This window comes from Micromonospora sp. ANENR4 (assembly GCF_015354395.1).
GTDB lineage: Bacteria > Actinomycetota > Actinomycetes > Mycobacteriales > Micromonosporaceae > Micromonospora > Micromonospora aurantiaca.
Genome location: NZ_JADKYQ010000010.1, coordinates 239,591 through 264,353 on the forward strand (window position 1 = coordinate 239,591; position 24,763 = coordinate 264,353).

27 protein-coding genes are annotated in these 24,763 nt (G+C 74.0%); 20 read left to right on the forward strand and 7 right to left on the reverse strand.

What is annotated here, in order from left to right; all coding sequences use genetic code 11:
* Positions 1-4: 4 nt before the first annotated feature.
* A complete protein-coding gene (locus IRY44_RS19525) occupies positions 5-397 on the reverse strand; it encodes a DUF2267 domain-containing protein (protein WP_194801725.1) in 393 nt (130 codons plus the stop codon).
* Between the two features lie 137 nt (positions 398-534).
* Between IRY44_RS19525 and IRY44_RS19530 the strand changes: the two genes are divergently transcribed.
* Positions 535-2,649 (forward strand): molybdopterin-dependent oxidoreductase, encoded by a 2,115-nt coding sequence (locus tag IRY44_RS19530; protein WP_194801726.1) that lies wholly within the window; start codon positions 535-537, stop codon positions 2,647-2,649.
* A 95-nt stretch (positions 2,650-2,744) separates the two neighbouring features.
* Positions 2,745-3,449: a CBS domain-containing protein gene (locus tag IRY44_RS19535; RefSeq protein ID WP_194801727.1), complete on the forward strand. Its 705-nt coding sequence runs from the start codon at positions 2,745-2,747 to the stop codon at positions 3,447-3,449.
* 46 nt (positions 3,450-3,495) lie between these two features.
* On the opposite strand, the gene IRY44_RS19540 is transcribed toward IRY44_RS19535, so the two are convergent.
* Genes IRY44_RS19540 through IRY44_RS19550 form a run of 3 tightly spaced genes read right to left on the reverse strand, consistent with a single transcriptional unit; the run spans position 3,496 to position 6,685 of the window.
* Positions 3,496-4,833 carry a hypothetical protein gene (locus IRY44_RS19540; RefSeq protein ID WP_194801728.1) on the reverse strand — a complete coding sequence of 446 codons (1,338 nt, stop codon included), beginning with the start codon at positions 4,831-4,833 and terminating at the stop codon, positions 3,496-3,498.
* Positions 4,830-5,648 carry a sugar phosphate isomerase/epimerase family protein gene (locus tag IRY44_RS19545; RefSeq protein ID WP_194801729.1) on the reverse strand — a complete coding sequence of 273 codons (819 nt, stop codon included), beginning with the start codon at positions 5,646-5,648 and terminating at the stop codon, positions 4,830-4,832. The genes IRY44_RS19540 and IRY44_RS19545 overlap by 4 nt, the downstream gene beginning before the upstream one ends.
* Entirely contained in the window at positions 5,648-6,685 is a 1,038-nt protein-coding gene (locus IRY44_RS19550) for a zinc-binding dehydrogenase (RefSeq protein WP_194801730.1), read from the reverse strand. The genes IRY44_RS19545 and IRY44_RS19550 overlap by 1 nt, the downstream gene beginning before the upstream one ends.
* A gap of 121 nt (positions 6,686-6,806) precedes the next feature.
* Here IRY44_RS19550 and IRY44_RS19555 point away from each other — a divergent pair, with 121 nt between their 5' ends.
* The 5 genes from IRY44_RS19555 to IRY44_RS19575 are packed head-to-tail and all read left to right on the forward strand — an operon-like array spanning position 6,807 to position 11,283.
* A complete protein-coding gene (locus IRY44_RS19555) occupies positions 6,807-8,198 on the forward strand; it encodes an ABC transporter substrate-binding protein (protein ID WP_194801731.1) in 1,392 nt (463 codons plus the stop codon).
* Positions 8,195-9,154, forward strand: coding sequence for a carbohydrate ABC transporter permease (locus IRY44_RS19560; RefSeq protein ID WP_194801732.1), 960 nt, complete (start codon positions 8,195-8,197; stop codon positions 9,152-9,154). The genes IRY44_RS19555 and IRY44_RS19560 overlap by 4 nt, the downstream gene beginning before the upstream one ends.
* Positions 9,154-10,020 (forward strand): carbohydrate ABC transporter permease, encoded by an 867-nt coding sequence (locus IRY44_RS19565; RefSeq protein WP_194801733.1) that lies wholly within the window; start codon positions 9,154-9,156, stop codon positions 10,018-10,020. The genes IRY44_RS19560 and IRY44_RS19565 overlap by 1 nt, the downstream gene beginning before the upstream one ends.
* 22 nt (positions 10,021-10,042) lie before the next feature.
* On the forward strand, positions 10,043-10,645 hold the full coding sequence (locus IRY44_RS19570) for a phosphatase PAP2 family protein (protein ID WP_194801734.1): 603 nt from the start codon (positions 10,043-10,045) through the stop codon (positions 10,643-10,645).
* Between the two features lie 32 nt (positions 10,646-10,677).
* Positions 10,678-11,283 (forward strand): bifunctional 2-polyprenyl-6-hydroxyphenol methylase/3-demethylubiquinol 3-O-methyltransferase UbiG, encoded by a 606-nt coding sequence (locus IRY44_RS19575; protein WP_194801735.1) that lies wholly within the window; start codon positions 10,678-10,680, stop codon positions 11,281-11,283.
* 133 nt (positions 11,284-11,416) lie between these two features.
* On the opposite strand, the gene eccB is transcribed toward IRY44_RS19575, so the two are convergent.
* Positions 11,417-12,814: a type VII secretion protein EccB gene (eccB, locus tag IRY44_RS19580; RefSeq protein ID WP_194801736.1), complete on the reverse strand. Its 1,398-nt coding sequence runs from the start codon at positions 12,812-12,814 to the stop codon at positions 11,417-11,419.
* Between the two features lie 486 nt (positions 12,815-13,300).
* Here eccB and trxA point away from each other — a divergent pair, with 486 nt between their 5' ends.
* From trxA to IRY44_RS19640, 12 genes are all read left to right on the forward strand, one after another.
* A complete protein-coding gene (trxA, locus tag IRY44_RS19585; protein WP_128137484.1) occupies positions 13,301-13,651 on the forward strand; it encodes a thioredoxin in 351 nt (116 codons plus the stop codon).
* 53 nt (positions 13,652-13,704) lie between these two features.
* Positions 13,705-13,974 carry a metal-sensitive transcriptional regulator gene (locus IRY44_RS19590; RefSeq protein ID WP_013285930.1) on the forward strand — a complete coding sequence of 90 codons (270 nt, stop codon included), beginning with the start codon at positions 13,705-13,707 and terminating at the stop codon, positions 13,972-13,974.
* A 139-nt stretch (positions 13,975-14,113) separates the two neighbouring features.
* Positions 14,114-15,514 carry an MBL fold metallo-hydrolase gene (locus IRY44_RS19595; protein ID WP_194801737.1) on the forward strand — a complete coding sequence of 467 codons (1,401 nt, stop codon included), beginning with the start codon at positions 14,114-14,116 and terminating at the stop codon, positions 15,512-15,514.
* An 86-nt stretch (positions 15,515-15,600) separates the two neighbouring features.
* Positions 15,601-16,185, forward strand: a complete 585-nt coding sequence (locus tag IRY44_RS19600; RefSeq protein ID WP_194801738.1) for a rhodanese-like domain-containing protein — start codon at positions 15,601-15,603, stop codon at positions 16,183-16,185.
* Positions 16,182-17,078, forward strand: coding sequence for a sulfite exporter TauE/SafE family protein (locus tag IRY44_RS19605; protein ID WP_194801739.1), 897 nt, complete (start codon positions 16,182-16,184; stop codon positions 17,076-17,078). Before IRY44_RS19600 ends, IRY44_RS19605 begins: the two co-directional genes overlap by 4 nt.
* Complete coding sequence (locus IRY44_RS19610; protein WP_194801740.1) at positions 17,017-17,625, forward strand: class I SAM-dependent methyltransferase; 609 nt, start codon at positions 17,017-17,019, stop codon at positions 17,623-17,625. The genes IRY44_RS19605 and IRY44_RS19610 overlap by 62 nt, the downstream gene beginning before the upstream one ends.
* A gap of 82 nt (positions 17,626-17,707) precedes the next feature.
* Positions 17,708-18,418, forward strand: coding sequence for a spermidine synthase (locus IRY44_RS19615; protein ID WP_194801741.1), 711 nt, complete (start codon positions 17,708-17,710; stop codon positions 18,416-18,418).
* Positions 18,419-18,491: 73 nt separating this feature from the next.
* A complete protein-coding gene (locus tag IRY44_RS19620) occupies positions 18,492-18,671 on the forward strand; it encodes a hypothetical protein (protein WP_018787202.1) in 180 nt (59 codons plus the stop codon).
* A 101-nt stretch (positions 18,672-18,772) separates the two neighbouring features.
* Positions 18,773-20,452, forward strand: coding sequence for a long-chain-fatty-acid--CoA ligase (locus tag IRY44_RS19625; protein ID WP_194801742.1), 1,680 nt, complete (start codon positions 18,773-18,775; stop codon positions 20,450-20,452).
* Positions 20,453-20,500: 48 nt separating this feature from the next.
* Complete coding sequence (locus tag IRY44_RS19630) at positions 20,501-20,719, forward strand: hypothetical protein (protein ID WP_194801743.1); 219 nt, start codon at positions 20,501-20,503, stop codon at positions 20,717-20,719.
* Between the two features lie 67 nt (positions 20,720-20,786).
* A complete protein-coding gene (locus tag IRY44_RS19635; protein ID WP_194801744.1) occupies positions 20,787-21,878 on the forward strand; it encodes a DNA glycosylase AlkZ-like family protein in 1,092 nt (363 codons plus the stop codon).
* A 15-nt stretch (positions 21,879-21,893) separates the two neighbouring features.
* Positions 21,894-22,415, forward strand: a complete 522-nt coding sequence (locus tag IRY44_RS19640) for an AAA family ATPase (RefSeq protein ID WP_194801745.1) — start codon at positions 21,894-21,896, stop codon at positions 22,413-22,415.
* 101 nt (positions 22,416-22,516) lie between these two features.
* Here the strand turns inward: IRY44_RS19640 and IRY44_RS19645 are convergent, their stop codons facing one another.
* Positions 22,517-22,939, reverse strand: coding sequence for a trans-aconitate 2-methyltransferase (locus tag IRY44_RS19645; RefSeq protein ID WP_370584971.1), 423 nt, complete (start codon positions 22,937-22,939; stop codon positions 22,517-22,519).
* A 51-nt stretch (positions 22,940-22,990) separates the two neighbouring features.
* On the opposite strand from IRY44_RS19645, the gene IRY44_RS19650 reads away from it, so the two are divergent.
* The gene (locus tag IRY44_RS19650) at positions 22,991-23,758 is read left to right on the forward strand and encodes a trans-aconitate 2-methyltransferase (protein ID WP_194801746.1); all 768 of its coding nucleotides are present in this window, start codon (positions 22,991-22,993) and stop codon (positions 23,756-23,758) included.
* Here IRY44_RS19650 and IRY44_RS19655 read toward each other — a convergent pair whose 3' ends face one another.
* Entirely contained in the window at positions 23,759-24,685 is a 927-nt protein-coding gene (locus tag IRY44_RS19655; RefSeq protein WP_194801747.1) for a LysR family transcriptional regulator, read from the reverse strand.
* Positions 24,686-24,763: the final 78 nt, after the last annotated feature.

Sequence of the window (24,763 nt, forward strand, 5' to 3'; positions counted from 1 at the left end):
CTGCTCAGACATCGTACGGCGGTCGCGGGATGGGGTCCACCATGGCGTCGAAGCCCTTCGGGAGCTGCGCGACGAGGTCGTGGAACTCCCCCACCGTCACCGTGTCACGCAGGGTGGCGAGCACCGCGACGGCACCCACCTCGGCGACCGCCGGGTCCACCGCCGCGCGTTCGGCCACCCGGTACAGGAAGTCGACAGCGCCACCCGTGGTGGCGGTGCCGGCGGGCTCCAGATAGCCGCCCACGTCGTCCGGCAGCTGCGCGGCCAGGTCCGTCGCCTCGTCCGCGGTGATCCGGTCGGCGAGGGTCTGCAACACGGCACGGGACACCGTCGCGGCCTCGTCGGCGGGCAACTCGGCCCGCCGCGCCACCGCCTCGACGAACAGGGGGAACCGCATCCCACCCCTCCCCTCGCCGGCGGCGGGCACCACGCCCACCCCGCTCGGCCCCGGCGGGTACCCGCCGGCGCCCCGGCCAAACGCCCCCGGCCACGACGAGCGGCGGCAGTACCACGAACCGGGGGTAGCATCCGCCCATGGCCCCCGTCACCACCCACCCCGGTGCCTGCCCGCTGGACTGCCCGGACACCTGCGTCTGGCAGCTCACGGTGGAGGACGGCCGGGCCGTCGCGCTGCGCGGCGACCGCGACCACCCGTTCACCAGGGGCGCGCTCTGCGGCAAGGTGAACCGCTACCTGGACGCGGTGAACGGGCCGGACCGGCTCACCACGCCCTGGGTCCGCACCGGCCCGAAGGGCGCCGGCCGGGTCGCGTACCGGCCGGCGAGCTGGGACGAGGCAGTCGAGCGGGTGGCCGCCGGACTGCGTGCGAGCATCGAACTCCACGGCCCGGAGTCGGTGCTGCCCTACTACTTCGCCGGCACGATGGGCCTGGTCCAGGGCTGGACCATGGGGCCCCGGCTCTTCGCCCACCTGGGCGCGTCCCGGCTGGACACCACCATCTGCACGGCGGCGGCACGGGCGGCGCTGCGCTCGCTCTACGGTGCCTCGGTCGGCTTCGAACCGGAGTCGATCGTCGAGGCGAACCTGATCGTCCTCTGGGGCGCCAACCCGCTCGTCACCAACCTGCATCTGTGGCCGTTCGTGCAGCAGGCCCGCGAGCGCGGCGCGTACGTGGTGACGATCGACCCGCTGCGCACCGAGACGGCGGCCCGCAGCGACGAGCACGTCGCGCCGCTACCCGGCACCGACGCGGCGCTCGCGCTCGGGCTGATGCGGCACGTCCGCGACGCCGGGGCGGCCGACGAGGAGTGGCTGGCCGCGCACACCACCGGCTGGCCGGAACTGCGCGCCCGGCTCGACGACTGGCCGGTGGAACGCGCCGCCGCCGAGTGCGGCCTGCCCGCCGGGACGATCCGCCGCCTCGGCGACCGGATCGCCACCACCCGGCCGACAGCGGTACGGGTCGGGCTGGGCCTGCAACGCCACCACGGCGCCGGGCAGGCGATCCGGGCGATCTGCGCGTTGCCGCTGGTCACCGGCGACTTCCGGTACCCCGGCGGCGGTGCCCTGGTCACCACCAGCGGCCACCACCCGGTCGACAACGGCCCGGTGATCCGGCCGGCCGGCATGCCCGCCCCGCCGGCCCGGTCGCTGAACATGAGCCGGCTGGCCGCCGTGCTCACCGGGGAGGCCGACCCGCCCGTCACCTCACTCGTGGTGTTCGACGCCAACCCGGCGGCGACCGCCCCGGACCAGGCCCGGCTGCTGACCGGGCTCGGCCGCGCCGACCTGTTCACCGTGGTGCTGGAGCAGCGCTGGACCGACACCTGCGACTACGCCGACGTGGTGCTCCCGGCCACCATGCAGCCCGAGCACCTGGACCTCCAGACGTCCTACGGGCACCACTACACGACGCTGAACCTGCCGGTCACCCGCGCGCCGGGCGAGGCGCTGCCGAACACCGAGATCTTCCGGCGGATCGCCGCCGCGCTCGGGATCGACCACCCGGCGTTCTCCGACAGCGACGAGGACCTGGCCCGGCAGTTGCTGGCCGGCGCCCCGATCACGTACGAGGAACTGCGCGAGCGCACGTACGCCCGGCTCACCGGCGTGCCGGTGGGTTCCGCGCCGTACGCCCAGGGTGGTTTCCCCACAGCGGATGGGCGGGCCCGGCTGCACGATCCGGCGCTGGCCGCGCTCGGGGTGGACCCGCTGCCCGGGTACACGCCACCGGCCGAGGCGGCCGACCCGGAGCTGGCCCGCCGGTTCCCGCTGACGCTGCTCACCCCGGCCAACCGCTACCTGATGAACTCCACGTTCGCGTCGCTGCCGTGGCACACCCGCCGCGCCGGGCCGCCCCGGGTGCACCTGCACCCGGCCGACGCGGCGGAGCGCGGGCTCGCCGACGGCGACGCGGTACGCGTGCACAACGACAGGGGCGCGTTCCTCGCCGCGGTGGCGGTGGACGAGGCGGCCCGGCCCGGGCTGGCGTTCACGTACAAGGCGTACTGGGCGCGGCGCAGCCCGGGGCGGTCCACTGTCAACGCGGTCACCGGCGTCCGGGACACCGACCTGGGCGAGGCGCCCACGTTCCACGACTGCCGGGTGGAGGTCGAGCCGGTGCCGGCCGGCCTGCTGACCGCCGAGCCGCCCCTCGACGAGGTCGCGGAGCCCGTCGCGGCTGGGTGATTCGGGACCTCCGGCCCCCTGACCTGGTCTTTGCGCCCCTGCTCCGGCCCGTCGCCGCCGCCTAGCGTCGGAGGCGGACAACAGGGAGGTTCGCCATGCGTACGTGGCAGGTGCAGGACGTGATGACCAGGGACGTGGCGTCGGTACGGGAGGGCACGGAGTACCGGGAGATCGTCGACGTGCTGACCGACCGGCACGTCACGGCGGCACCGGTGGTGGACGAGACCCGCCGGGTGCTGGGCGTGGTGTCCGAGGCGGACCTGATGTACAAGGTGGAGTTCCTGGGACAGCCCCGGGAGCGGCGGATCCTGCCGGACCGGCACCGCCGCGAGGCGCGGGCGAAGGCCGGCGCGACGCTCGCCGCCGACCTGATGACCGCTCCCCCGGTCACCATCACCCCGGACGCCACGATCGTCGAGGCGGCCCGGCTGATGGACGCGCGTGGCGTGAAACGCCTGCCGGTGGTGAACGACCTCGGCCGGCTGGTCGGGATCGTCACCCGCGGCGACCTGCTCAAGGTGCACCTGCGCCCGGACGCCGGCGTCCGGCGGGACGTGGTCGAGGAGGTGCTGTGGCGCAGCCTCGGCGTCCGCGACGGCGTGGTGGACGTGACAGTGGACCGGGGCGTGGTGACGCTCACCGGCCAGGTGGAGCGCCGGTCCACCGCGCAGCTCGCGGTGCGGCTGGCCCGGCAGGTCAGCGGCGTGGTCGAGGTGGTCGACGCGCTCGGCTACGCGATCGACGATTCGCCGATGTCGGCGCTGCGCACCGGCGGCGGCACCCCGGCCGGCATCGCCTGAGCCCTGACGGCCCGGTGGGCGCCGGCATAACCGGCGCCCACCGCCGTCACTCCTGGGCGAGCGCGTCCAGCACCAGCGCGGCGGTCCAGCTGAACGCCGGTGAGCCGAGACCGGCGCCGGTGTCCGGGTGGAAATACTCGTGGCAGCCGGCCCGGTCGACCAGGTCGAGCAGCGACTCGCGCAGCCCGGCGGCCAGGTCGGCCCGGCGGTGGGTACGCAGCCCCTGCCAGAGCAACCACCCGGTGTTGATCCAGCTCGGGCCGCGCCAGTAGCGCAGCGGCTCGAAGTCCGGCGCGGTGCGGTCGTACGTGGGCAGCGGCCGGTCCATCCGGGCGGCCAGCCCGAAGCGCGGCGAGCACGCCTCGGCCAGCAGCGCCGACACCTGCGCGGCGGGCAGTTCGGGCAGCGCCAGCGGCATCAGCCCGAGCACGGTCCGGGCCGGCACGAGCCGGTCCGCGCGCACGTCGCGGGGACGGAACGTGCCGGCCACCGGATCCCAGAGGCGGCTGACGAGCGCCTCGGTGATCCGGGCGCCCCGGTCGCGGTGCGGTCCCGGGTCGGCGCCGATCACCGCGGCGATGCGCGCGAGGGCGTACTCGGAGACGCCGAGCGCGGCGTTGACCAGCGGGCACTCCACCAGGAACGGGTGCCGGCCGAGCAGTCCCTCGTCCCGGTAGCGGCCGGCCCGGTAGCTCTCCACCAGCGCGACGTAGCGCGCGTAGTCCAGGTCGGTGGGGCGCTGCGCCGCGTCGGCGTGCGCGGTGTCGTGCCGGCGGTACGCGCGCATCACCGCCTCGTCGGCGGGCACGCCGGCCAGTGGCGCGTCCCAGGCGGGGCTGTTGTCCAGCCCGGACTCCCACGGGTGCACGATCGACGCCAGTCCGCCGCCCCCGGCGTCGCGCCGACCGGTCAGGTAGCGCTGCTGCGCGACCAGCCTCGGATAGAGCCGCCGCAGCGCGGCCACCGACGCCTCGCCGGGCGCGCGGCGGTGCACCAGCCAGGCGGCCGGAGCGTGCACCGGCGGCTGGACGATCCCGGAGGTGGCTCGGGCCGGCGAGCCGTCGGCGCGGGCCGAGTCCCAGAACTGCGGCCCGGGAAAGTACGGCCCGGCGCGCGAGGCCGGGTTGAACACGATGTGCGGCACCCGCCCGTCGACCCACTGCGCGGCGAACAACGTGCGCAGTTCCCGCCAGGCCCGGTCCGGGCGGACGTGGGCCAGGCCGATCGCGATGAACGCCGAGTCCCAGCTCCACTGGTGCGGGTAGAGCGTGCGCGACGGGACGGTGTGGTCGTGTTCCCAGTTGGCGTCCAGGGTGGCCAGCGCGAGGCGGCGCAGCCGGGCGTGGCGGTCGGCGTCGGCGCGTACCCCGGTGGTCAGCGTCATGCGGCGGCCCGCCGGGGACGGGCCTGGGCCAGCGCTGTGGCGGCCTGGCGCAGCGCGGCGACCGGCTCGCCGCGCAGCCGGCACTCCAGCGCCAGCCAGCCGGTGTAGCCGATCGCGTCGAGCGTGGCCAGCAGCGCGCCCCAGTCCAGGTGCCCGGCGCCGGGCTGGTGCCGGTTGGAGTCGCTGACCTGGACGTGCCCGAGGTACGGCGCGGCGGCGCGCAGCGCGGCGTGCGGGTCGTCCTCCTCGATGTTCATGTGGTAGGTGTCGGCGGCGACCCGCAGCGCCGGTGACCCGACCGCGCGGCACAGCTCGACCGCCTGGTCGAGCCGGTTGACCATGTGGTCCTCGTACCGGTTGAGCGGTTCCAGGAACAGGGTGACCCCCTCGGCGCGGGCGTGCCCGGCCAGCTCGCCCAGGGCGTCGACGAGCACCCGCCGGTCGTCGTCGGCCGAGCGTGGCGGGTCGAACGGGGGCAGCCGGCGGGAGAACATGCCCCAGGCGGCAGGGGTCATCGCACCGACGCCGCCCAGTTCGGCGATCACCGAGAGCTGGGAGCGCAGGTTGTCCACCGCGTCGCGGGAGCGGCCCGGGTCGAAGTCGCCGATGAAGTGGTCCATCTCGACACAGACGGTCGGCACGACCACGCCGGCGGCGCGGGCGCGGCGCAGCTCCGGCAGCCGCCGGGCCAGCGCGAGGTCGCCCCGCCCGCGCAGCTCGATGCCCTGGTAGCCGAGGGAGACGGCGAGGGCGTACTTCCGGGTCAGGTCGGTGCCGGGAAGCAGCTGCTCCTGGCAGGCAAGCGGAATGTCCATCAGAACCTCAGCACCACTTGGAGGACGTCACCGTCACCGCGGTCGAGCAACGCCAGGGCGTCGGCCACCGCGCCCGCGTCGACGACGTGGCTCACCAGCGGCAGCGGGTCGACGCTGCCCTCGGCCACCAGGTCCATGAAGGTGTGTGCGATCCGCGTCCCGGACCACCGGCCGGCCGTGCCGGGTGCCGGATCGGACCCGGAGACCTGGGCGGCCACGAGCTGGATCCGGTTGTGGTGGAACTCCTCGCCGAGTTCCAGCCCGTGGGCGTACCCCTGGTAGAAGCCGGCCGCGACGACGCGCCCGGCGTGCGCGGTGGCGCGGATCGCCTCGTGCAGCGCCGGGTACGACCCGGACAGCTCCAGGCAGACGTCGGCACCCCGGCCGTCGGTGGCGGCCCGCAGCGCGGCGGCGGGCGAGTCGGCGGCGGCGTCGACCACCCGGCGCGCGCCGAGCCGCACGGCGTGCGCGAGCCGGCCCGGCATCCGGTCGACGGCGACCACGCGGGCGCCGGAGAGCGCGGCCAGACGCGTGCCGAGCAGCCCGATCACGCCCTGCCCGAACACGCCCACCCAGTCGCCCAGGTGCAGGTCACCGGCGAGTACGGCGGTCAGCGCGATGGCGCCGGGCCGGGCGAACACGGCGGCGAGCGGGTCGAGGCCGGACGGCAGCGGGTGCGCCGCCGTCGCGGGGAGCACCGCCTCGGCGCGGTGCCCCCAGATGCCCCAGACGAGCTGGCCGGGCCACCGCCCGGCCACGTCGGGGGCGACCTCGACGATCTCGCCGACCTCCTCGTATCCGAAGCCCACCACCGGGTACGCGGGTGTGGCCTGGCGGGGGACGAACATGCGGCTGCCGGCGTCCCAGTCCTTGCGCAGGCGCGGGTTGCTGCCCCGGTAGAGCGTCAGCTCGGTGCCGGCGGAGATGCCCGAGTAGCGGGTGCGGACGCGGACCTGGCCCGGACCGAGCCGGTCCGTGGGGCAGGGCTCCAGGCGTACGTGCCGGGGCCCGGCCAGAGAGACAACCCAGTTACTCATGGCGTCGCTCCGAAGAAAGTGCCGACCTCGATTCTAACCCAAAAAATGGGCATATGTGATTACATTGATGAATCGATGGGTATTGGCGGAAAGCCGTACTCTTTCGAGAGGAGTGCCACCGATGTCATCACCCTCCACACGGCGGCTCGCACTAGGCCTGATCCTGGCACTGGCCGGGACCGGCGTGGCCGCATGCAGCGACGACGGGCAGAAATCCGACAGTTCGCAGATCACTGTCTGGAGCCTGGAAGACGTGGCGGACCGCGTCGCCGCCACCAAGGCGATCATCGCCGACTACACCGCCAGGACCGGCGTCAAGGTCAACCTGGTCACCGTCAACGAGGACCAGTTCCCGTCCCTCATCGCCTCCAGCGCCGCCGCCGGCGACCTGCCCGACGTGGTCGGCTCGGTCTCCCTGGCCGGGGTGCGGACGCTGTCCGCCAACGAACTCCTCGACGTCGACGCCAACGGCACTGTCGTCGACCGGCTCGGCAAGGACACGTTCACGCCCCGCGCGCTGGAACTCACCAGCGACGGCGGCAAGCAGCTCGCCGTACCCAGCGACGGGTGGGGTCAGCTGCTCGTCTACCGCAAGGACCTGTTCGCCGCCGCCGGCCTGCCGGCGCCCGACACGTACGAGAAGATCGCCGCCGCGGCGGCGAAGCTGAACACCGGCGGCGTCGCCGGTATCACCGCGGCCACCTCTCCCGGCGACGTGTTCACCCAGCAGACGTTCGAGCACCTGGCGCTGGCGAACAACTGCCGGCTCACCGACGACTCCGGGAAGGTCACGCTCGACTCCCCCGAGTGCGTCGAGGCGTTCCGCTTCTACGGCGACCTGATGCGGAACAATTCGGTGAAGGGCGCCCAGGACGTCGACACCACCCGGGCCACCTACTTCGCCGGCAAGGCGGCCATGCTGATCTGGTCGCCGTTCATCCTCGACGAGCTGGCCGGGCTGCGTGCCGACGCCCGGCCCACCTGCCCGCAGTGCCAGTCCGACCCGGCGTGGCTGGCCAAGAACAGCGGCTTCGTCACCGCGATCAAGGGCCCGAACGGCACCGAACCGGCCCAGTACGGCGAGGTCAGCTCCTGGGCCGTGCTCGACGGCGCGGTCGACCCGGCGAAGTCGTTCGTGGAGTACATGCTCTCCGACGGCTACCCGCGCTGGTTCGGCATGTCCCCCGAGGGGCGCTTCCCGGTGCGCACCGGCACGCCGGAGGACAAGCAGAAGTTCCGCACAGCCTGGAACACCAGCCCGGCCGGCGTGGACACCAAGAAGCCGCTGTCCGAGGTCTACGGCGAGGACGTGCTCGCCACCCTGCGGAAGAGCCCGGACACGTTCCAGCGCTGGGGCCTGACCGAGAACCAGGGCAAGCTCGTCGGCGCCATCCTCGGTGAGCTACCAGTGCCCAAGGCGCTCGCCGACGTCGTCGGCGGCAGGTCCGACGCCCGCGCCGCCGCCGAACGCGCCCGCAAGGACGTCGAGGCGATAGCCAAGGGCGTCAATTGACCACCACCGCGCCGGAGGCCGGCCGCTCCCCCGCACCGGAGCGACCCCGCCGACCCGGCCGACGTCCGCTGACGCTGCGCCGCCGCGAGTCCCGCGCCGGGCTCGCGCTGGTCAGCCCGACCCTGCTCGTCGTGGTCGCGGTGATCGGCATACCCATCGTCTGGACCGTGGTGCTGGCCTTCCAGCGGGTACGCCTGGCGACACTGCGCAAGACCGGCCTGTTCGGCGAGCTGACGCTGGACAACATCGACCGGGTGCTGCACACCCCCGGGTTCGCCGACACGCTCTGGACCACTGTGCTCTACAGCGTCGGCGGCACCGCGGGTTCGATAGTGGTCGGCCTGGCGGCGGCGCTCGCGGTACGCGGGCCGTTCCGGGGCCGCACCCTGGTCCGCGCGTCGATGCTGCTGCCGTACGTGGCGCCGGTCGTCGCCATGACGTTCGTCTGGCAGGTGATGCTGGACCCGCAGCTCGGCATCGTCAACGACTGGGGGCGGCGCTTCCTCGGCTGGGACCAGCCGGTGCCGTTCCTGTCCCAGGAGTCCACCGCGCTGTGGACGGTGATCACGTTCGAGGCGTGGCGCTACTTCCCGTTCGCGTTCCTGTTCCTGCTCGCGCGGCTCCAGGCGGTGCCCGGCGAGCTGGAGGAGGCCGCTCGGGTCGACGGGGCGACACCCACCCAGCGGTTCCGGCACATCCTGCTGCCGCAGCTCATGCCGGTGATCGCGCTCATCGGCGTGCTCCGCTTCATCATGACGTTCAACAAGTTCGACGACGTCTACCTGCTCACCGGCGGCGCCGCCGGCACCGAGGTGGTGAGCGTCCGGGTCTACCAGTTCCTCACCGCCCGCACCGACATCGGCGCGGCCGCCGCCCAGGCCGTCGTGCTCGCCGTGGTGCTGCTCGTGTTCGTGGCGATCTACCTGCGCTTCTTCGGCGCGCGACGGGAGGCGTGATGGATCGGGACCGGATCGAGACGGTCAGCCTGCGCTGGCTGCGCCGGCTGGTGATCGCCGGGTTCCTGGTGGTCACGCTGCTGCCGTTCTGGTACATGCTGGTGCTGTCGGTACGCCCGATCGAACGCCTGCTGCTCGAACCCGGCTCGCTCTGGGTGCCGTTCGGCGAGCTGACCGTCGCCACGTACGCCGAGGTGCTGAAGTCCGTCTCCGACGGCGGCCAGGGCTTCCTCACGTTCATCCGCAACAGCGGCCTGGTGGCGCTCGCCGCCACCGCGCTCACCCTGGTGATCGCCATTCCCGGCGCGTACGCGGTGTCCCGCCTGCGGTTCTTCGGCCGCCGGCAGGTCAGCGCGCTGTTCCTGGCGGTCTACCTGTTCCCGTCGATCGTCATCGCGATCCCGCTGTTCGTGGTCTTCACCCGGGCCGGGCTGCGCGGGTCGCTGACCGGCCTGGTGCTCGTCTACATCTCGCAGACGCTGCCGGTGTCGGTCTACATGCTGAAGAACTACTTCGAGACGATTCCGGTCAGCCTCGAGGAGTCGGCGGCGATCGACGGCGCGGGCCGGCTCGGCATCATCCGCCGGGTCAGCCTGCCCCTCGCGGCGCCCTCGGTGATGGCCGTCGCGCTGTACGACTTCATGATCGCCTGGAACGAGTACCTGTTCGCGCTGCTGTTCATGGTCGACCGGCCGGACCGGTGGACCGTGTCGCTGGGCCTGTCGCTGCTCGCCGACGGCGTCGAGGTGCCCAAGACGGTGCTGATGGCCGGCTCGGTCATCCTCACGCTGCCGATCGTGGTGCTGTTCTTCGCCGGGGAACGCCTGCTCACCGAGGGACTCACCAGCGGGGCAGAGAAGGGCTGAGCGTCCGTGCCAGGATGATCGGGTGCGAGCATCACGGGAGCGCCGGGCCGGCGCGCGGGCGGCCCGGCTGCTCACCGAGGCGCTCGCCCCGACCGTCCTGGTCACGGCGCTGCCGCTGATCGCCGCCGCCCGGGTCAGCCGCTCGGCGGGCCAGTTCCTGCTCTGGGGCGGCATCGCGCTGACGTTCTGCGCCGTCATCCCGATCGGCGTGCTCGCGCACGGCGTCCGCCGGGGTCGCCTCACCGACCGGCACGTCGGCGACCGCACCCAGCGCGCCCGGCCGCTGTCGATCGGGCTGGCCTCGGTCGCGGCCGGGGTGCTGCTGCTGGCGGCGGTCCGCGCGCCGGCCGAACTGTTCGCCGTGATCGTGGTGATCTTCGTGGTCGGCGCGGCCTGCGCGCTGGTGAACCACTGGTGGAAGCTGAGCATCCACGCGGCGGTCGCCGCCGCCACGGTCGCCGTGCTGGTGCCGCTGGCCGGCCCGGCCGCGAACCTCGGCTGGGTGCTCGTCGCGGCCGTCGGCTGGTCCCGGGTACGGCTCGACGACCACACCTGGCCGCAGGTGCTGGCCGGCGTCGCGCTCGGCGGGCCGCTCGCCGCCGGCACGTTCCTGGCGCTCGCCTGACCCGCCGCCACAAGATCAGCTACGGTGGCCTCATGGGCAAGCCGACCCGCTGGGTGACCGACACGAATCCCGGCCACTCGCAGTGGTACGTGGACCGGTTCCGTCAGCTCGCCGCCGAGGGCGCCGACCTGGCCGGTGAGGCGCGGCTGCTGGACGCGCTCGTACCGCCGGGCGCACGCGTCCTGGACGCCGGCTGCGGCACCGGCCGGGTCGCCGCCGCGCTCGCCGCGCGCGGGCACACCGCCGTGGGCGTGGACGCCGACCCGACGCTGGTCGAGGCGGCCCGCGCCGACCATCAGGGTCCCCGCTTCCTGGTCGCCGACCTGGCCGAGCTGGATCTGGCCGCCCAGGGTGAGGCCGAGCCGTTCGACGCCGCGGTGCTGGCCGGCAACGTGATGGTCTTCGTCGCCCCCGGCACGGAACGCGACGTGCTGGCCCGCGTCGCCGCGCACGTCCGGCCGGACGGCCTGGTCGTAGTCGGCTTCGCCACCGACCGCGGCTACCCGGTGGCCGAGCTGGACGCCGACGCGGTCGCCGCCGGGCTGCGCCCCGAGCACCGCTTCGCCACCTGGGACCTGCGGCCGTGGCGCGACGACGCCGACTTCGCGGTCACCGTGCTGCGCCGCCCCGCCGACTGACCCGCTCCCCCACCTGACGGGCCGTGGCGGGCTCGCCCGCCGGCTGGCTGCGCGCGCTGCCGGACGGGCTGGCCACGGCGGTCGGCGAGGGCGGCCACTGTGCGGCCGAGGCGGACGCCCGCCGCCGGGCCGGTCAGGCGGGTGCGGCGACAGTTCGGGCGGCCTCCGGGTCGAGCGGGCTGCCCGCCGGCAGGAGGTCCACCAGGCCCGCCGGCAGCCGCGCCGGACGCACCCCGGCGTAGCCGAGCATGCCCGGCACGTCAGCGCCGGTCAGCGCATACCGCCGGCCCAGGTCGGTGACCACGCAGACCGTGCCGCCAGTGGCGCCCGGCGCGGACACCGCCTCCACCAGCGCGCCACGTCCCGGCTCCACCACCACCTCGTCGGCGAGCCCGGCCCGGCCGCCGGGCGTCCGCGTGGCGGCGGCGAGGTCCGGCGCGGTGACGCCGACGCGGATCTCGCGTACGCCGGCGTCGTCCCCGGCCAGCGCGCAGACCGCACCGTTCTCGGCGGCGGCCAGCCGGGGCGGCACGGCGGGCGGCGCGGTCGGTCCGCCGGGCACCAGACCGGGCAGCTTCGGCAGTGCGGCGAACCGGCCGAGCGTGATCGGTTCGGGCTCCCCCTGGCCGGTGCGGGCCAGCAGCAGCGCCGCCTGCAACTCGGTGATACCGGCCAGCCCGCCGCGCTGCGCCACCGCGTACTGCCGCCCGCCACCGGAGTTGCGCACCAGGTACATGTCACCCACGCTCGCGCCGGTGACCCGCTCGGACGGCTCACCGAGGTCGTCCACCGGCGGCGGGGCCAGGTCGGCGCCGGCCGGCAGCGTGTTGAGCAGCGCCGCCGCGACCGGCACCGCCCGTTCCCGGGTGGCGGCCAGCGCGGCGAGCACCCGGTCGGTGTCGCGCAGCAGGTAGCGCCGGTCGTGCCAGAGCAGGTGCAGGCCGCCGTCCGGGTGCCGTGCCAGCAGCCCCTGGTCGCCGAGCGCCCGGCCGCCGGTGGCCTGCCGCCCGATCAGCAGCACCGACCGGGGCGCGCCGCGCACGGCCTCCCCGCGCCCCGTGTCGTCGCCCGGCACCGAGCAGAGCGTCCAGGCGTCGCGGACGAGCCGGTTCGACACGGGCAGCGAGTCCGGCGCGTCGGCGATGCCCAGCGGCAGGCCGCGCGGCACTCCCTCGATGGCGCGGCGGCCGACAAGCACCGTCTTCGGCTGCTCCGCCCCGATGATCAGCAGCGCGGAGGCGTAGTTCAACACCGGGTGCAGCTTCTCGTCCCGGTAGACGAACCGCGCGCCCGACTCCTTCTCCACGATCACCGCGCCGGTCTCGCGCCACGAGTCACCGCCGCCGGTGAACAGGCCGTAGAGGGCGACGCCGCCGAGCGCGATCGCGGCGACCAGGACGCTGGCCAGACCGGCGCCGGCCAGCCGGCGGAACGGGGACTGCGGCGGGTCCGTCTCCCGCATGACGAGCGCGGCGACCGCCCGCTGGACGGTGAACTGGTACGAGTGCAGCTGGTCCTGCCGCGACGCCATCGTGTCCCTTCCCGCCGGGATGGTCGGCGCACAGGATAAGCGCTCCGTCGATGCCCCGGCGACCCTGCGTGTCCCTCACCGCCCCTTCGTCGTCCCCCGCTCCGCCAGTACGCCGAGGTGGCTGCATCCCACCGCCCCGGACCCCACCACTTCCCCGAACTGGAGTCGATCAAGCGCACCGGGTCGGCCGGTCCGCTGGGCACGCTCACCGACGCGCACCACGCGATGTGCCGCCCGCCCACTTCGCACGAACACCGCCACAGTCGCGCCCTCGCCTCAATCCCTCGCCTCAACCCGGCGCCAGTACGCCGAGGTGGCTGCATCACACCGCCCCGGACCCCACCACCTCCCCGAGCTGGAGTCGATCAAGGCGGCCAGGACCCGTCAAGCCAGGCGTCGATCAAGGCGGCCAGGACCACCCCGCCCGGAATGGATACCCCCGGGGGTGTGTTACACATGGCGGAACCCGAACCGACGGAGGTACCGATGGCCAGCGTGGCGTTGACCACCACCGACTTCGCAGAGACGGTCAACCGGGACGGCATCGTCCTGGTCGACTTCTGGGCCGGCTGGTGCGGCCCCTGCCGGGCGTTCGCGCCGGTCTACGAGAAGTCCAGCGAGCAGCACCCGGACATCGTCTTCGGCAAGGTCGACACCGAGGCCGAGCCGGCCCTCGCGGCGGCCGCCCAGATCCGGTCGATCCCGACACTGATGGCGTTCCGGGACGGCGTGCTGGTGTTCGCCCAGCCGGGCGCCCTGCCGACGGCCGGGCTGGAGGAGCTGATCCGGGCCGTGCGTGACCTCGACATGGACGAGGTCCGGACCAAGACCGCCTGACGGGTGGCGGCACAGGTACCCCCTGGGGTATCTTCGAGCGCAGGAGGTACGACGTGAATCTTCGACCGGAGATGACAGGCGAGGCGCTGACCCGGCTCAAGCGGGCCCGGGGGCAGCTCAACGCCGTCATCGAGATGATGGAGAACGGTGAGGACTGCCGCGCCGCGCTGACCCAGCTCGCCGCGGTCTCCAAGGCCATCGACCGGGCCGGCTTCAAGATCATCGCCTCCGGCATGCGCTACTGCGACGCCGCCCGCCAGGCGGGCGAGGAGCCGGAGATGACCGAGGAGGAGCTGGAGAAGCTCTTCCTGTCGCTGGCCTGACGGCACCCGCCTGACCGACTGAGCCCCGTCCGCGCCGTGTGACCGCGACGCGGGCGGGTAAACACCTGCCTGGAGAACCCAGGCCGCAGACTGTCCGACGCATACCCCCGGGGGTATATAGGCAATGAGAGGAAACGGCATGACTCTCGACGTGTCCGTCATCGCGACCTCCTCGCTCGGCGACCGCAGCTACCTCGCCTCAGACGGCCGGGTGGCGATCGTGGTCGACCCGCAGCGCGACATCGACCGCGTCCTGTACCTGGCCGGCCACAAGGGCGTACGGATCACCCACGTGGTGGAGACGCACATCCACAACGACTACGTCTCCGGCGGCCTGGAGCTGGCCCGGATCACCGGCGCGCAGTACCTGGTGGCCGCCGCCGACACGGTCGAGTTCGACCGGACCCCGGCCGCCGACGGCGACACCGTGCCGGTGTCGGACACCATGCGGCTGCGGGTGATCGGCACCCCGGGTCACACGTTCCACCACCTGTCGTACGCACTCGACGAGGCCACCGACGGCGGCTGGACGGCGGCCGGCGTGTTCACCGGCGGCTCGCTGCTGTTCGGCACCACCGGCCGTACCGACCTGCTCGGCCAGCAGTACGCCCACGAGCTGGCGCACCACCAGTACGCCTCCGCGCGCAAGCTGGCCGACCTGCTGCCCGACGGCGCGCAGGTCTGGCCCACGCACGGCTTCGGCAGCTTCTGCTCGGCCAGCCAGGCCGACGCCCCCGAGTCGACGATCGGCCGGGAGAAGGAGGCCAACCCGGTGCTGCGGCTGGCCGCCGACCAGTTCGTCACCGAGACGCTGGCCGGGCTGGACGCCTACCCGGCGTACTACGCCCACATGGGCGTCGCCAACGCCGCCGGTCCTGCCCCGGTCGACCTCACGCCGGTGGCCCGCGCCGACGCCGGCGAGCTGCGCCGTCGTATCGCCGCCGGCGAGTGGGTGGTCGACCTGCGCCACCGCAAGGCGTACGCGGCCTCGCACCTGGCCGGCACCGTCAGCCTCGGCCTGGACGGGCCGATGTCGACGTGGCTCGGCTGGCTGATCGACTGGGGCGTGCCGATCACGTTCCTGGCGCAGACCCCGGAGCAGGTCGCCGATGCCCAGCGGGAACTGGTCCGCATCGGCATCGACCGCCCGGCCGCCCAGGCCACCGGCGAGCCCGAGCAGTGGACCACGGACCCGTCGCAGCTGCGGGAGATGGCGGTGGCCGACTTCGCCGCGCTCGCCGCCGCGCAGGCCGGGAAGACCCCGGCCGGACTGCCCGCGCCGCAGGTCGTCCTCGACGTGCGGATGACGAACGAGTGGAAGGCCGGACACATCGACGGTGCGGTGCACGTGCCGTTGCCGGACGTGCCGAAGCGCCTCGCCGACATCCCCGCCGGGACCGTCTGGGTGCACTGCGGCTCCGGCTACCGGGCCACCGCCGCCGCGTCCCTGCTCGCCAACGCCGGCCGTGACGTGGTGCTGATCGACGACTCGTACGGCCGGGCCGAGGCGGCCGGCGTACGCATGACGCCCACCGCCTGACCTCTCCCCGAGCGCCCGGCCGGCGTGCCCCTGCGCCGGCCGGCGCCCGACCCTGCCCGAAAACACCCGCTGAAGGAGACCGAAGCATGACCACGACCACCCCCACCACCATCGACGCAGCGACCCTGCGCGAGCTGATCGCCGCCGGCCGTACGCCCCGGATGCTCGACGTGCGCACGCCCGGTGAGTTCGAGGCGGCGCACATCCCCGGCGCGTACAACGTGCCGCTGGACCTGCTCCGGGAGCACCGCGCGGAGCTGCGCAGCCACCTGGACGAGGACGTGGTGCTGATCTGCCGCTCCGGTGTCCGGGCGAGCCAGGCCGGTCAGGCGCTCGGCACCGTCGGCCTGCCCAACGTGAAGGTGCTCGACGGCGGCATGCTGGCCTGGCAGGCCACGAACGCCCCGGTCAACCAGGGCCGGCCGCGCTGGGACCTGGAGCGCCAGGTACGCCTCGTCGCCGGCTCGATCGTGCTCGCCGCGATCGTCGGTTCGGTGTTCGTCCCCGGCCTGAAGTGGGTCGCCGCGTTCATCGGCGCGGGCCTCACGTTCGCCGCGCTCACCAACACCTGCGCCATGGGCATGCTGCTGAGCAAGCTGCCGTACAACCGCGGCGCGAGCTGCGACCTGGACACGATCGTCGGGCAGTTGCGGGACGGGAGCCGCAAGTGACGACTCTCGTCCTGACGCTGGCCGGCGCGGTGCTGATCGGCGTGACGCTGGGCCTGCTCGGCGGCGGCGGGTCGATCCTCGCCGTGCCGCTGCTGGTCTACGTCGCCGATCTGCCCGCCAAGGAGGCGATCGCCACCTCGCTGCTGGTCGTCGGCGTGACCAGTGCCGTCGCCGTACTGCCGCACGCCCGGGCGAACCGGGTCCGCTGGCGTACCGGGCTCATCTTCGGTGTGGCCGGGATGACCGGCGCGTACGCGGGCGGCCGGCTGGCCGAGTTCGTCCCGGCCGGCGTCCTGCTGACCGGGTTCGCGCTGATGATGCTCGCCACCGCGGTCGCGATGCTGCGGGGCCGCCGGTCCACCGAGGGCCGCCCGGTGCCGCACGAGCTGCCGATGCTGCGGGTGGTCGGGGACGGCGTGGTCGTCGGCCTGGTCACCGGCCTGGTCGGCGCCGGCGGCGGCTTCCTGGTCGTACCGGCCCTGGCCCTGCTGGGCGGGTTGCCGATGCCGGTAGCGGTAGGCACCTCGCTGGTCGTCATCGCGATGAAGTCGTTCGCCGGCTTGGCCGGCTACCTGTCCAGCGTGCAGATCCACTGGGGTCTGGCCGCCGGGGTCACCGCCGCCGCCGTCGTCGGCAGCCTGCTCGGTGGCCGGCTCGCCGGCCGGATCCCGGCCGACCTGCTGCGCCGGGTGTTCGGCTGGTTCGTCGTGGTGATGGGCGTGTTCGTGCTCGCGCAGCAGTTGCCGCCGGTGTGGGGACTCGCCGTGGGAGCGCTTGCCGTGGCCGGTACGGTCACCGTGGCGGTGTGGGGCCGCCGGAGGAGGGGACACAGTGGACAGCAGCGCCTGGGACAGCCGGTACGCCGACACGCCCGGACTGGTGTGGAGCGCTGAGCCCAACCGCTTTGTGGTCGAGTCGGTCACCGGGCTGACTCCCGGGTCAGCGCTGGACATCGCCGCCGGCGAGGGCCGCAACGCGGTCTGGCTGGCCGGTCTGGGCTGGCGGGTCAACGCGGTGGACTTCTCCGCGGTGGCCGTCGACCGGGGGCGGGAGATGGCCGCCGCGCGGGGCGTCACAGTCGACTGGCGGGTCGCGGACGTGACCGCGTACCGGCCGGTGCCGAACAGCTACGACCTGGTGCTGATCAGCTACCTGCACCTGCCCGCGCCGGAGTTCGCCGGGGTGCTCGCCGCGGCGAAGTCCGCGCTGCGCCCCGGCGGCACGCTCGTGGTGGTGGGCCACGACCTGGCCAACCTCTCCGGCGGCATCGGCGGCCCGCAGGACCCGGACGTGCTGCTCACGCCGGAGTCGGTGGTCGACGGGCTGGCCGGGCTGCGCGTGCAGCGGGCCGAGACGACCCGCCGGCCGGTCCCGGGCACCGACGGCGGGAGCGTCGACGCGCTGGACACGGTGGTGGTCGCCACCCGCCCCGCCGACTGACCGCCGTCCGCCGCCGTTTCGCCGGGCCGGGGCCGGGACCGGCCGGTAGCATCCGGGGACGGATCAGCGGAGAGGACACCGGGTGGGCGCGCGTTTCGAGGAACTGGCCTGGCGGGAGACGCCGATCGGCGAGATCAGCCTGCGGCGGCGCCGCGACCCGGCACTGGACTCCGAGGTCTACGAGGTGAAGCTCGACGACGAGTACCTCATGTCCAGCGCTTTCCCGGTCGCGGAGATCGAACTGGCCCGGCTCGGGCTGGCCCCGCTCACCGGTGACGCGCTGGACGTGGTGGTCGGCGGGCTCGGCCTCGGCTACACCGCGCGTACCGCGCTGGAGGATCCCCGGGTGCGCTCGCTGGTGGTGGTCGAGGCGATCGAGGACGTGATCGACTGGCACCGGCGGGATCTGCTGCCGTTCGCCGCCGGGCTGGCCACCGATCCGCGTACCCGGTTCGTCCGGGCGGACTTCTTCGCCGCGGTGGCCGGCGACGGTCTCGACCCGGACGAGCCCGGCCGCCGCTTCCACGCGGTGCTGCTGGACGTGGACCACTCCCCCCGCCAGGTGCTGCACCCCAGCCACGCCCCGTTCTACACGGTCGACGGGCTGCGGCGGCTGGCCGCGCTGCTGCACCCGGAGGGCGTCTTCGCGCTGTGGTCGAACGACCCACCGGATCCGGCGTTCCAGCGCACGCTCACCGAGGTGTTCCCGACCTCGGTGGCGCACGTCGTCCGGTTCCCGAACCCGTTGCAGGGCCGGGAGGCGGCGAACACCGTGTACGTGGCCCGGCACTGATCCACCAGGCGGCGGCATGCCCGCCGGTCCAGCGGGAAAGCGGGCGGCCGACCGTACGACGGGAGGCTGGGACATGCGCGCGTTGCTCTGGGTGGTCGGCGTGGTCGCCGGGGTGCTCATCCTGCTCGGGCTGCTGCTGGAGGCGGTCCGCTGGCTCGTCATCATCGGCGTGATCGCGCTCGCCGCGGTCATCATCTTCGGGATCGTGAAGGGCCGGCGGGTGGTGCACCAGCATTCGACCCGCCGCCGCTGACCTGCGGCGGATGTGACCGACCCGGCAACCTACGTGAGCGTAGGTTACCGGGCGGTCAAGTTAGGCTGGGGGCGTCAACCGCGCGACGAGGAGTAACGGCGATGGACGCGACCGCCCAGCGACCCTGGACCCGCAGCTACGCACCCGGCGTACCGGCCGAGATCGCCGAGCCGGACGGCTCGCTCGTCGACCTGCTGACCGAGGCGGCCGGACGTTTCGGGCCCCGGGTCGCGCTCGACTTCTACGGCGCCACCACCACGTTCACCGAGCTGGCCGACCAGGTGGCCCGCGCCGCCGAGGCGCTGCGCCGGCTCGGCGTCGGCCCGGGCGACCGGGTGGCGCTGGTGCTGCCGAACTGCCCGCAGCACGTGGTCGCGTTCTACGCCGTGCTGCGCCTCGGCGCGGTGGTCGTCGAGCACAACCCGCTCTACACGGCCGACGAACTGGACCGCCAGCTCACCGACCACGGCGCCACGGTCGCGATCGTGTGGGACAAGGTCGCGCCGCTGGTGGCGGGACGCGGCGCCGTGCGTACCGTGGTGGCGGTCGACCTGACCGCGGCGCTGCCGCGGCTCAAGCGGTGGGCGCTGCGGGTGCCGCTGCCGAAGGTCCGCGCCGCGCGGGCCGCGATGACCGCCCCCGCGCCCGGCGCGCTGCCCTGGTCGGAGCTGGTCGCCGCCGCCGGGCCGCTGCCCGCCGGGCATCCCGCGCCCGAGGCCGGGGACGTGGCGCTGCTCCAGTACACGGGTGGCACCACCGGCGAGCCGAAGGGCGCGGTGCTGACCCACCGCAACCTGCGCGCCAACGCCGCGCAGGGCCGGGCCTGGGTGCCGGGCCTGCGCGACGGCGCGGAGACCATCTACGCGGTGCTGCCGCTGTTCCACGCCTACGGCCTGACGCTCTGCCTCACCTTCGCGGTGAGCATCGGCGCGACGCTGGTGCTGTTCCCCCGCTTCGACGCCGACCAGGTGCTCGACGCGGTCCGTCGCCGCCCGCCGACGTTCCTGCCCGCGGTACCGCCGGTCTACGCGAAGCTGGCCGCCGCCGCGCGCGAACGCGGCGTCGACCTCACCTCCATCCGGTACGCGATCTCCGGCGCGATGTCGCTGCCACCGGGCACCGTGGAGCTGTGGGAGCAGGTGACCGGCGGCCTGCTGGTCGAGGGGTACGGGATGACCGAGACGTCCCCGATCACCGTGGGCAACCCGGTCGCCCCCACCCGCCGGCCGGGCACCGTGGGCGTGCCGTTCCCCTCCACCGACGTCCGCATCGTCGACCCGGAGGACCCGTCCCGGGACCGAGCCCCGGGCGAGGCCGGTGAGCTGCTGGTCCGCGGGCCGCAGGTGTTCACCGGCTACTGGCACCGGCCCGAGGAGACGGCCAAGGTGCTGCTGCCGGGCGGCTGGATGCGTACCGGAGACATCGTCATCATGGACGCCGACGGCTTCGTGACGGTGGTGGACCGGATCAAGGAGCTGATCATCACCGGCGGCTTCAACGTCTACCCGTCCGAGGTGGAGGAGGCGCTGCGCCGCGTCCCCGGCGTACGCGAGGCCGCCGCCGTGGGCATGCCCACCGACGACGGCGAGGAGGTCGTCGCCGCCGTGGTTGTCGACCCGGCGGTGGCCGCCACCCCGGAGTCGATCCGGACGTCGTGCCGCACCCACCTGGCCGGCTACAAGGTGCCCCGCCGGGTCGTTGTGGTCGACGAACTGCCGTACTCCCAGATCGGCAAGATCCTGCGCCGCGAGGTCCGCGAACGGCTGCTCGCGGCTCGCTGACCCGATCCGCCCGTTTGCCGGCGCGGCGGCGGGGGCAGACGGGCGTACATGGTGGATTCACGGGGCAAGTCAGTCGGTCGTTACCTCATGCGCCTGGTCGGCGGCGTGGCCGTCATCTTCGGCCTGCTCGGCATCTTCGCCACGCTCGCCGACGGCAACCTGGTCGGGATCGTGCTCAGCGTCCTGTTCATCGGCGGCGGCGTGTTCCTGCTCAAGCGCTCCGGCCCGGACCGGCGGACGGACCCCGCGCCGCGCGCCGCCCGCTGACCGCACGCGGCCACGCCGGTCGGCGCTCCGCGCCGGACATGTCGGTGCTGCCGCCTACGCTGTGGCGATGATCGACAGGCGTCAGGTGCTGGCCTTCCGCATCCGCGCTCAGCAGCTCGACCGGGCGCGGGGCTCGCTCGCCGACACCGCTGTGCTCGACATCGGCGTGCAGGACACCGGTCCCGACGGCGGCCGGTGGGCGCTCGCCACGCGCGGCGTCGACGTGGCCCCGCTGACCGGTGACGACCTGGTCCTGCTCTGGACCGTACGCGGCGCCCCGCACCTCTACCGCCGTGCCGACGTGGGCGTGGTGGCCGCCGCGGTCGAGCCGTTCTCCGACGCCGACGCGGGCAAGCGCATCTACGACGCGGCGAAGCCGTTGAAGGCGGCCGGCATCGGCATCGTCGCCGCGCTCGACGAGGTGGCCGCGCGGATGCGGGAGATCGTCCGCACGCCGACGGTCAAGGGCGCGGTCTCCGGGCGGCTCGCCGAGGTGATGCCGGAGCCCTACCTGCGGTTCTGCCGGCCGTGCGACGCGATCCACCTCTACGAGATGCCGTTCCGGCTGGCCGCCGTGCGCGCCGGCCTGGAGCTGCGGCTCGACACGTCACCGCCGATCCTGGAACGCATCCGCGGCTTCCGTGCGGCCGCCGCGCCCGACGACCGGTTCGAGCTCATCCGCGCCTACCTGCGGCTGCTCGGCCCGGCCACGCCCAAGCACGTCGCCGACTACCTCGACGCCCCGGTCAAGGAGGTCAAGGCCCGCTGGCCGCACGACGCGGTCGAGGTGAGCGTCGACGGTGAGACGCGCTGGCTGCTCGCCGCCGACGAGGCGGCGCTGGCGTCGGCGGACGCCACGACGACCCGCCTGCTCGGCCCGTTCGACCTGTTCCTCCAGGCGAAGGACCGGGCGACGCTCGTGCCGGACGCGGCCCGCGTCAAGGAGCTGTGGCCGGTACTGGGCCGCCCCGGCGCCGTGCTGGCCGACGGTGAGCTGGCCGGGACCTGGCGGCCCCGCAAGTCCGGCCGGTCGTTCACCGTCGCGGTCCAGCCGTGGCGAGAGCTCACCGGCAGCACCCGCGACGCGGTCGTCGCGCAGGCCGAGCGCCTCGCCGCGTACCGGGGCGTGCCGCTCGCCGGCGTCGACTTCGCCGCGTGATGGCATCATGATCGCGTGATCGTCTGGATCAACGGCGCGTTCGGTGTCGGCAAGACGACCACCGCGCGGCTGCTCACGGAGTCGCTTCCGGACGCGCGGCTGTTCGACCCCGAGTTCCTCGGTTCGATGCTCACCGCGTTCGTCACCCCGCCGACCGGCGACTTCCAGGACCTGCCCCTGTGGCGTCACCTCGTCGTGCAGACGGTCACCGGGCTGGACCGGCACCACCCGGGCGTCTGGATCGTGCCGATGAGCCTGCTCGACCCGGCGTACCGGGCGGAGATCCTCGGCGGCATCCGCGCCTGCGGCATCGACGTCCGCGAGGTCGTGCTCACGCTCCCCGAGGACCGGCTGCGGGCCCGCATCGACGCCGACCAGATCGAGGCAGGCGCGCGCGGCTGGCGGCACGACCATGTCGCCCGGGCGCTGGCCACTTTCGCGTCGGTGACCGACACCCACCTGATCGACGCCACCGTGCCGCCCGAGCAGGTGGCCGACGCCGTCGCCGCGCACGTGACCGGGGATCCGGAAGCGTAGGGCGAGGGCCTGATCTCACCGGTGGGCGAAGACGAAGCCGCCTTCGACGTCCGGGGCGGGGTGATGCGTCATCTCGGCCTCGACGGTGAAGCCGGCGTCGGTCAGCCAGGCCGCGACCCGCTTCGGTGGACGGCGGGCATCTCACCGTCCGGGACGTGGATGAGGGAGAACCAGGCGAGCAACCCGGTCAGGCACTCGTCGGTGAGGTCGAGACGGGTCATCGAACCCACCTCGAAACGGAGGTCCGGGTGGTCGCGCCGCGCCAGGTCGATCATCGCCGGTGACAGGTCGATGCCGAACGCGCTCAAGCCCAGATCGTGGAGATGCCGGGTGATCCGGCCCGGTCCGCAGCCGACGTCCGCGACCGGCCCGCTCCCCCGCGCCCGGACCAGCTCGGCGAAGAGCGCAAGGATGCCGCGCTGGAACGGCTCGTTCGCCAGGGCGTCGCGCAGCAGGTCGGCATAGCTGGACGCCACCGTGTCGTAGGAGGTGCGGGTGTCGTCCAGCCAGCCGGGTTCGCTCACGCCGCGCACGATAGCCGCGAACGAAGGACCGATCGTGGGAGGATGGCCGGCATGCCGGATCGCGCGTTGAGCTTCGGGGCGGCAGCGCAGGCGTACGAACGGTTCCGGCCCGGCTACCCCGAGGAGCTGGCCGACCTGGTGCTGTCGTACGCGGACCGGCCGGTCCGGACCGCACTGGAGATCGGCGCCGGGACCGGCAAGGCGACCCGCCTGTTCGCCCGGCGCGGCATCGCGGTCACCGCCACCGACCCGGATCCCGCGATGCTCGCCGAACTGCGCCGGCACGTGCCCGCGGACGTGCGGGTCCGGCAGGCCGCGTTCGAGCAGTTGCGCGCCGGCGAGCACCACGACCTGGTGTACGCGGCGGCGGCGCTGCACTGGACCGACCCGGACCGGCGGTGGGATCGGATCGCCGGGCTGCTCGCGCCCGGTGGTGTGTTCGCGTCGTTCGGCGGGCCGCTGCGGCTGGCCGACCCGGCGCTGCGCGACGCGGTGGCTGCGGCCCGGTCCGAGTTCCTCGCCGACGACGAGATCCCGTCGCCGGACGGGACGCCGCCGGAGGCCGGCATGCAGTGGCCCGGCACGGAGCTGCGCGCGTCCGAGTGGTTCACCGACGTACGCCAGTCGGAGATCGAGCGGCGGATCACGATGACCGCCGACGACTACCTCGGTCTCCTGTCGACCGTCTCGGCCTATCTCGAACTGCCGCCGCACGTACGCGAGCAGGTGTTCCCCCGCGTCCGGGACGTGCTGCCCGGCACGGTCGAGGTCACCTCGGACGTCACGGTCCACCTGGCTCGGCGGACGTCGCAGCCCTGATCACCCGGGCCAGGCGGGCAGCCAGACCGGCCCGGGCAGCGGCGGCAGGCCCGCGAAGTGGCGGATCACCGGCCGCAGCCCCGGGTGCGGGCCGGTCCGGGGCAGCATGAGGTTGATCGGGTACGCGAGCACCGGATCCGTGATCGGGATGCGGCGCAGGTCGTGGCCGGTGGACCAGACGTAGCGGTCCCGGGCGCCGACGAGCGTCGCCACGTCCGCGGAGTCCGCGAGCTCGTCGAGGAGCACCTCGGTGCCGAAGTTCGGCCCGGTCGCGTCCACCCACAGGTCGAAGGCGTCGGCGAGTTGCTCGTAGAACTCGCCCCACTCGCTTCCGGGCACGATGCCCGGCACCCGCAGCCGGTGTCCGCGCAGCTCGGGCGGCGTGAGCGTGGGCGCGGACGCGAGCGGGTGCCGGGGACCGGCGAGCAGTTGCAGCGGCGAGTCGAAGGCGCGGACCATCAGTACCTCGGGCGGCAGCGCAGCCGGGTCGGTGACGGTGCGGAACGCGGCGTCGACGTCGCCGGCCCGGACCGCGGCGGCGACCTGCCGGGGGTCGTCGACCCGCAGCGTCACCACGTCGAGGTCGACGCCCGGGTGGGCGCGCCAGTAGTCGTGCAGCAGGACGGCCTGCGCGCTGCGCAGGCCGAGCACGTCGATGCGCGGCGCCCGCGCGCCGGGCCGGACCGCGGCGACCGCGCGGTCCGCGCCGGCGACGACGCCCCGGGCGTGCGGAAGGAACGCCCGGCCGTCGTGTGTCAGCTCGACCCCTCGCGGTGTACGGGTGAACAGGCGCACCCCCAGCTCCCGCTCCAGCGCGGCGATCCGCTTCGACACGGCCTGCTGGGTGACGCCCAGATCGTCGGCGGTGTGCCGGAACTGCCCGAGCTCGGCCGCCCGCACGAACGACCGCACCGCCTCGCTGTCCATCGGCCCACAGTAGGCGGGTCCAGCCGATGGTTGTGGCGCGCCGGGCGGCGGTTGTTTGCCCCGGCGTCCACGTGGCCG

What these genes read in the sequence shown, in the direction of transcription:
- IRY44_RS19525 (WP_194801725.1), bottom strand. Translation starts at nt 397, where the DNA reads ATGCGGTTCCCCCTGTTCGTCGAGGCGGTGGCGCGGCGGGCCGAGTTG.
- IRY44_RS19530 (WP_194801726.1), top strand. Translation starts at nt 535, where the DNA reads ATGGCCCCCGTCACCACCCACCCCGGTGCCTGCCCGCTGGACTGCCCG.
- IRY44_RS19535 (WP_194801727.1), top strand. Translation starts at nt 2,745, where the DNA reads ATGCGTACGTGGCAGGTGCAGGACGTGATGACCAGGGACGTGGCGTCG.
- IRY44_RS19540 (WP_194801728.1), bottom strand. Translation starts at nt 4,833, where the DNA reads ATGACGCTGACCACCGGGGTACGCGCCGACGCCGACCGCCACGCCCGG.
- IRY44_RS19545 (WP_194801729.1), bottom strand. Translation starts at nt 5,648, where the DNA reads ATGGACATTCCGCTTGCCTGCCAGGAGCAGCTGCTTCCCGGCACCGAC.
- IRY44_RS19550 (WP_194801730.1), bottom strand. Translation starts at nt 6,685, where the DNA reads ATGAGTAACTGGGTTGTCTCTCTGGCCGGGCCCCGGCACGTACGCCTG.
- IRY44_RS19555 (WP_194801731.1), top strand. Translation starts at nt 6,807, where the DNA reads ATGTCATCACCCTCCACACGGCGGCTCGCACTAGGCCTGATCCTGGCA.
- IRY44_RS19565 (WP_194801733.1), top strand. Translation starts at nt 9,154, where the DNA reads ATGGATCGGGACCGGATCGAGACGGTCAGCCTGCGCTGGCTGCGCCGG.
- IRY44_RS19575 (WP_194801735.1), top strand. Translation starts at nt 10,678, where the DNA reads ATGGGCAAGCCGACCCGCTGGGTGACCGACACGAATCCCGGCCACTCG.
- eccB (WP_194801736.1), bottom strand. Translation starts at nt 12,814, where the DNA reads ATGGCGTCGCGGCAGGACCAGCTGCACTCGTACCAGTTCACCGTCCAG.
- trxA (WP_128137484.1), top strand. Translation starts at nt 13,301, where the DNA reads ATGGCCAGCGTGGCGTTGACCACCACCGACTTCGCAGAGACGGTCAAC.
- IRY44_RS19595 (WP_194801737.1), top strand. Translation starts at nt 14,114, where the DNA reads ATGACTCTCGACGTGTCCGTCATCGCGACCTCCTCGCTCGGCGACCGC.
- IRY44_RS19600 (WP_194801738.1), top strand. Translation starts at nt 15,601, where the DNA reads ATGACCACGACCACCCCCACCACCATCGACGCAGCGACCCTGCGCGAG.
- IRY44_RS19620 (WP_018787202.1), top strand. Translation starts at nt 18,492, where the DNA reads ATGCGCGCGTTGCTCTGGGTGGTCGGCGTGGTCGCCGGGGTGCTCATC.
- IRY44_RS19625 (WP_194801742.1), top strand. Translation starts at nt 18,773, where the DNA reads ATGGACGCGACCGCCCAGCGACCCTGGACCCGCAGCTACGCACCCGGC.
- IRY44_RS19630 (WP_194801743.1), top strand. Translation starts at nt 20,501, where the DNA reads ATGGTGGATTCACGGGGCAAGTCAGTCGGTCGTTACCTCATGCGCCTG.
- IRY44_RS19635 (WP_194801744.1), top strand. Translation starts at nt 20,787, where the DNA reads ATGATCGACAGGCGTCAGGTGCTGGCCTTCCGCATCCGCGCTCAGCAG.
- IRY44_RS19650 (WP_194801746.1), top strand. Translation starts at nt 22,991, where the DNA reads ATGCCGGATCGCGCGTTGAGCTTCGGGGCGGCAGCGCAGGCGTACGAA.
- IRY44_RS19655 (WP_194801747.1), bottom strand. Translation starts at nt 24,685, where the DNA reads ATGGACAGCGAGGCGGTGCGGTCGTTCGTGCGGGCGGCCGAGCTCGGG.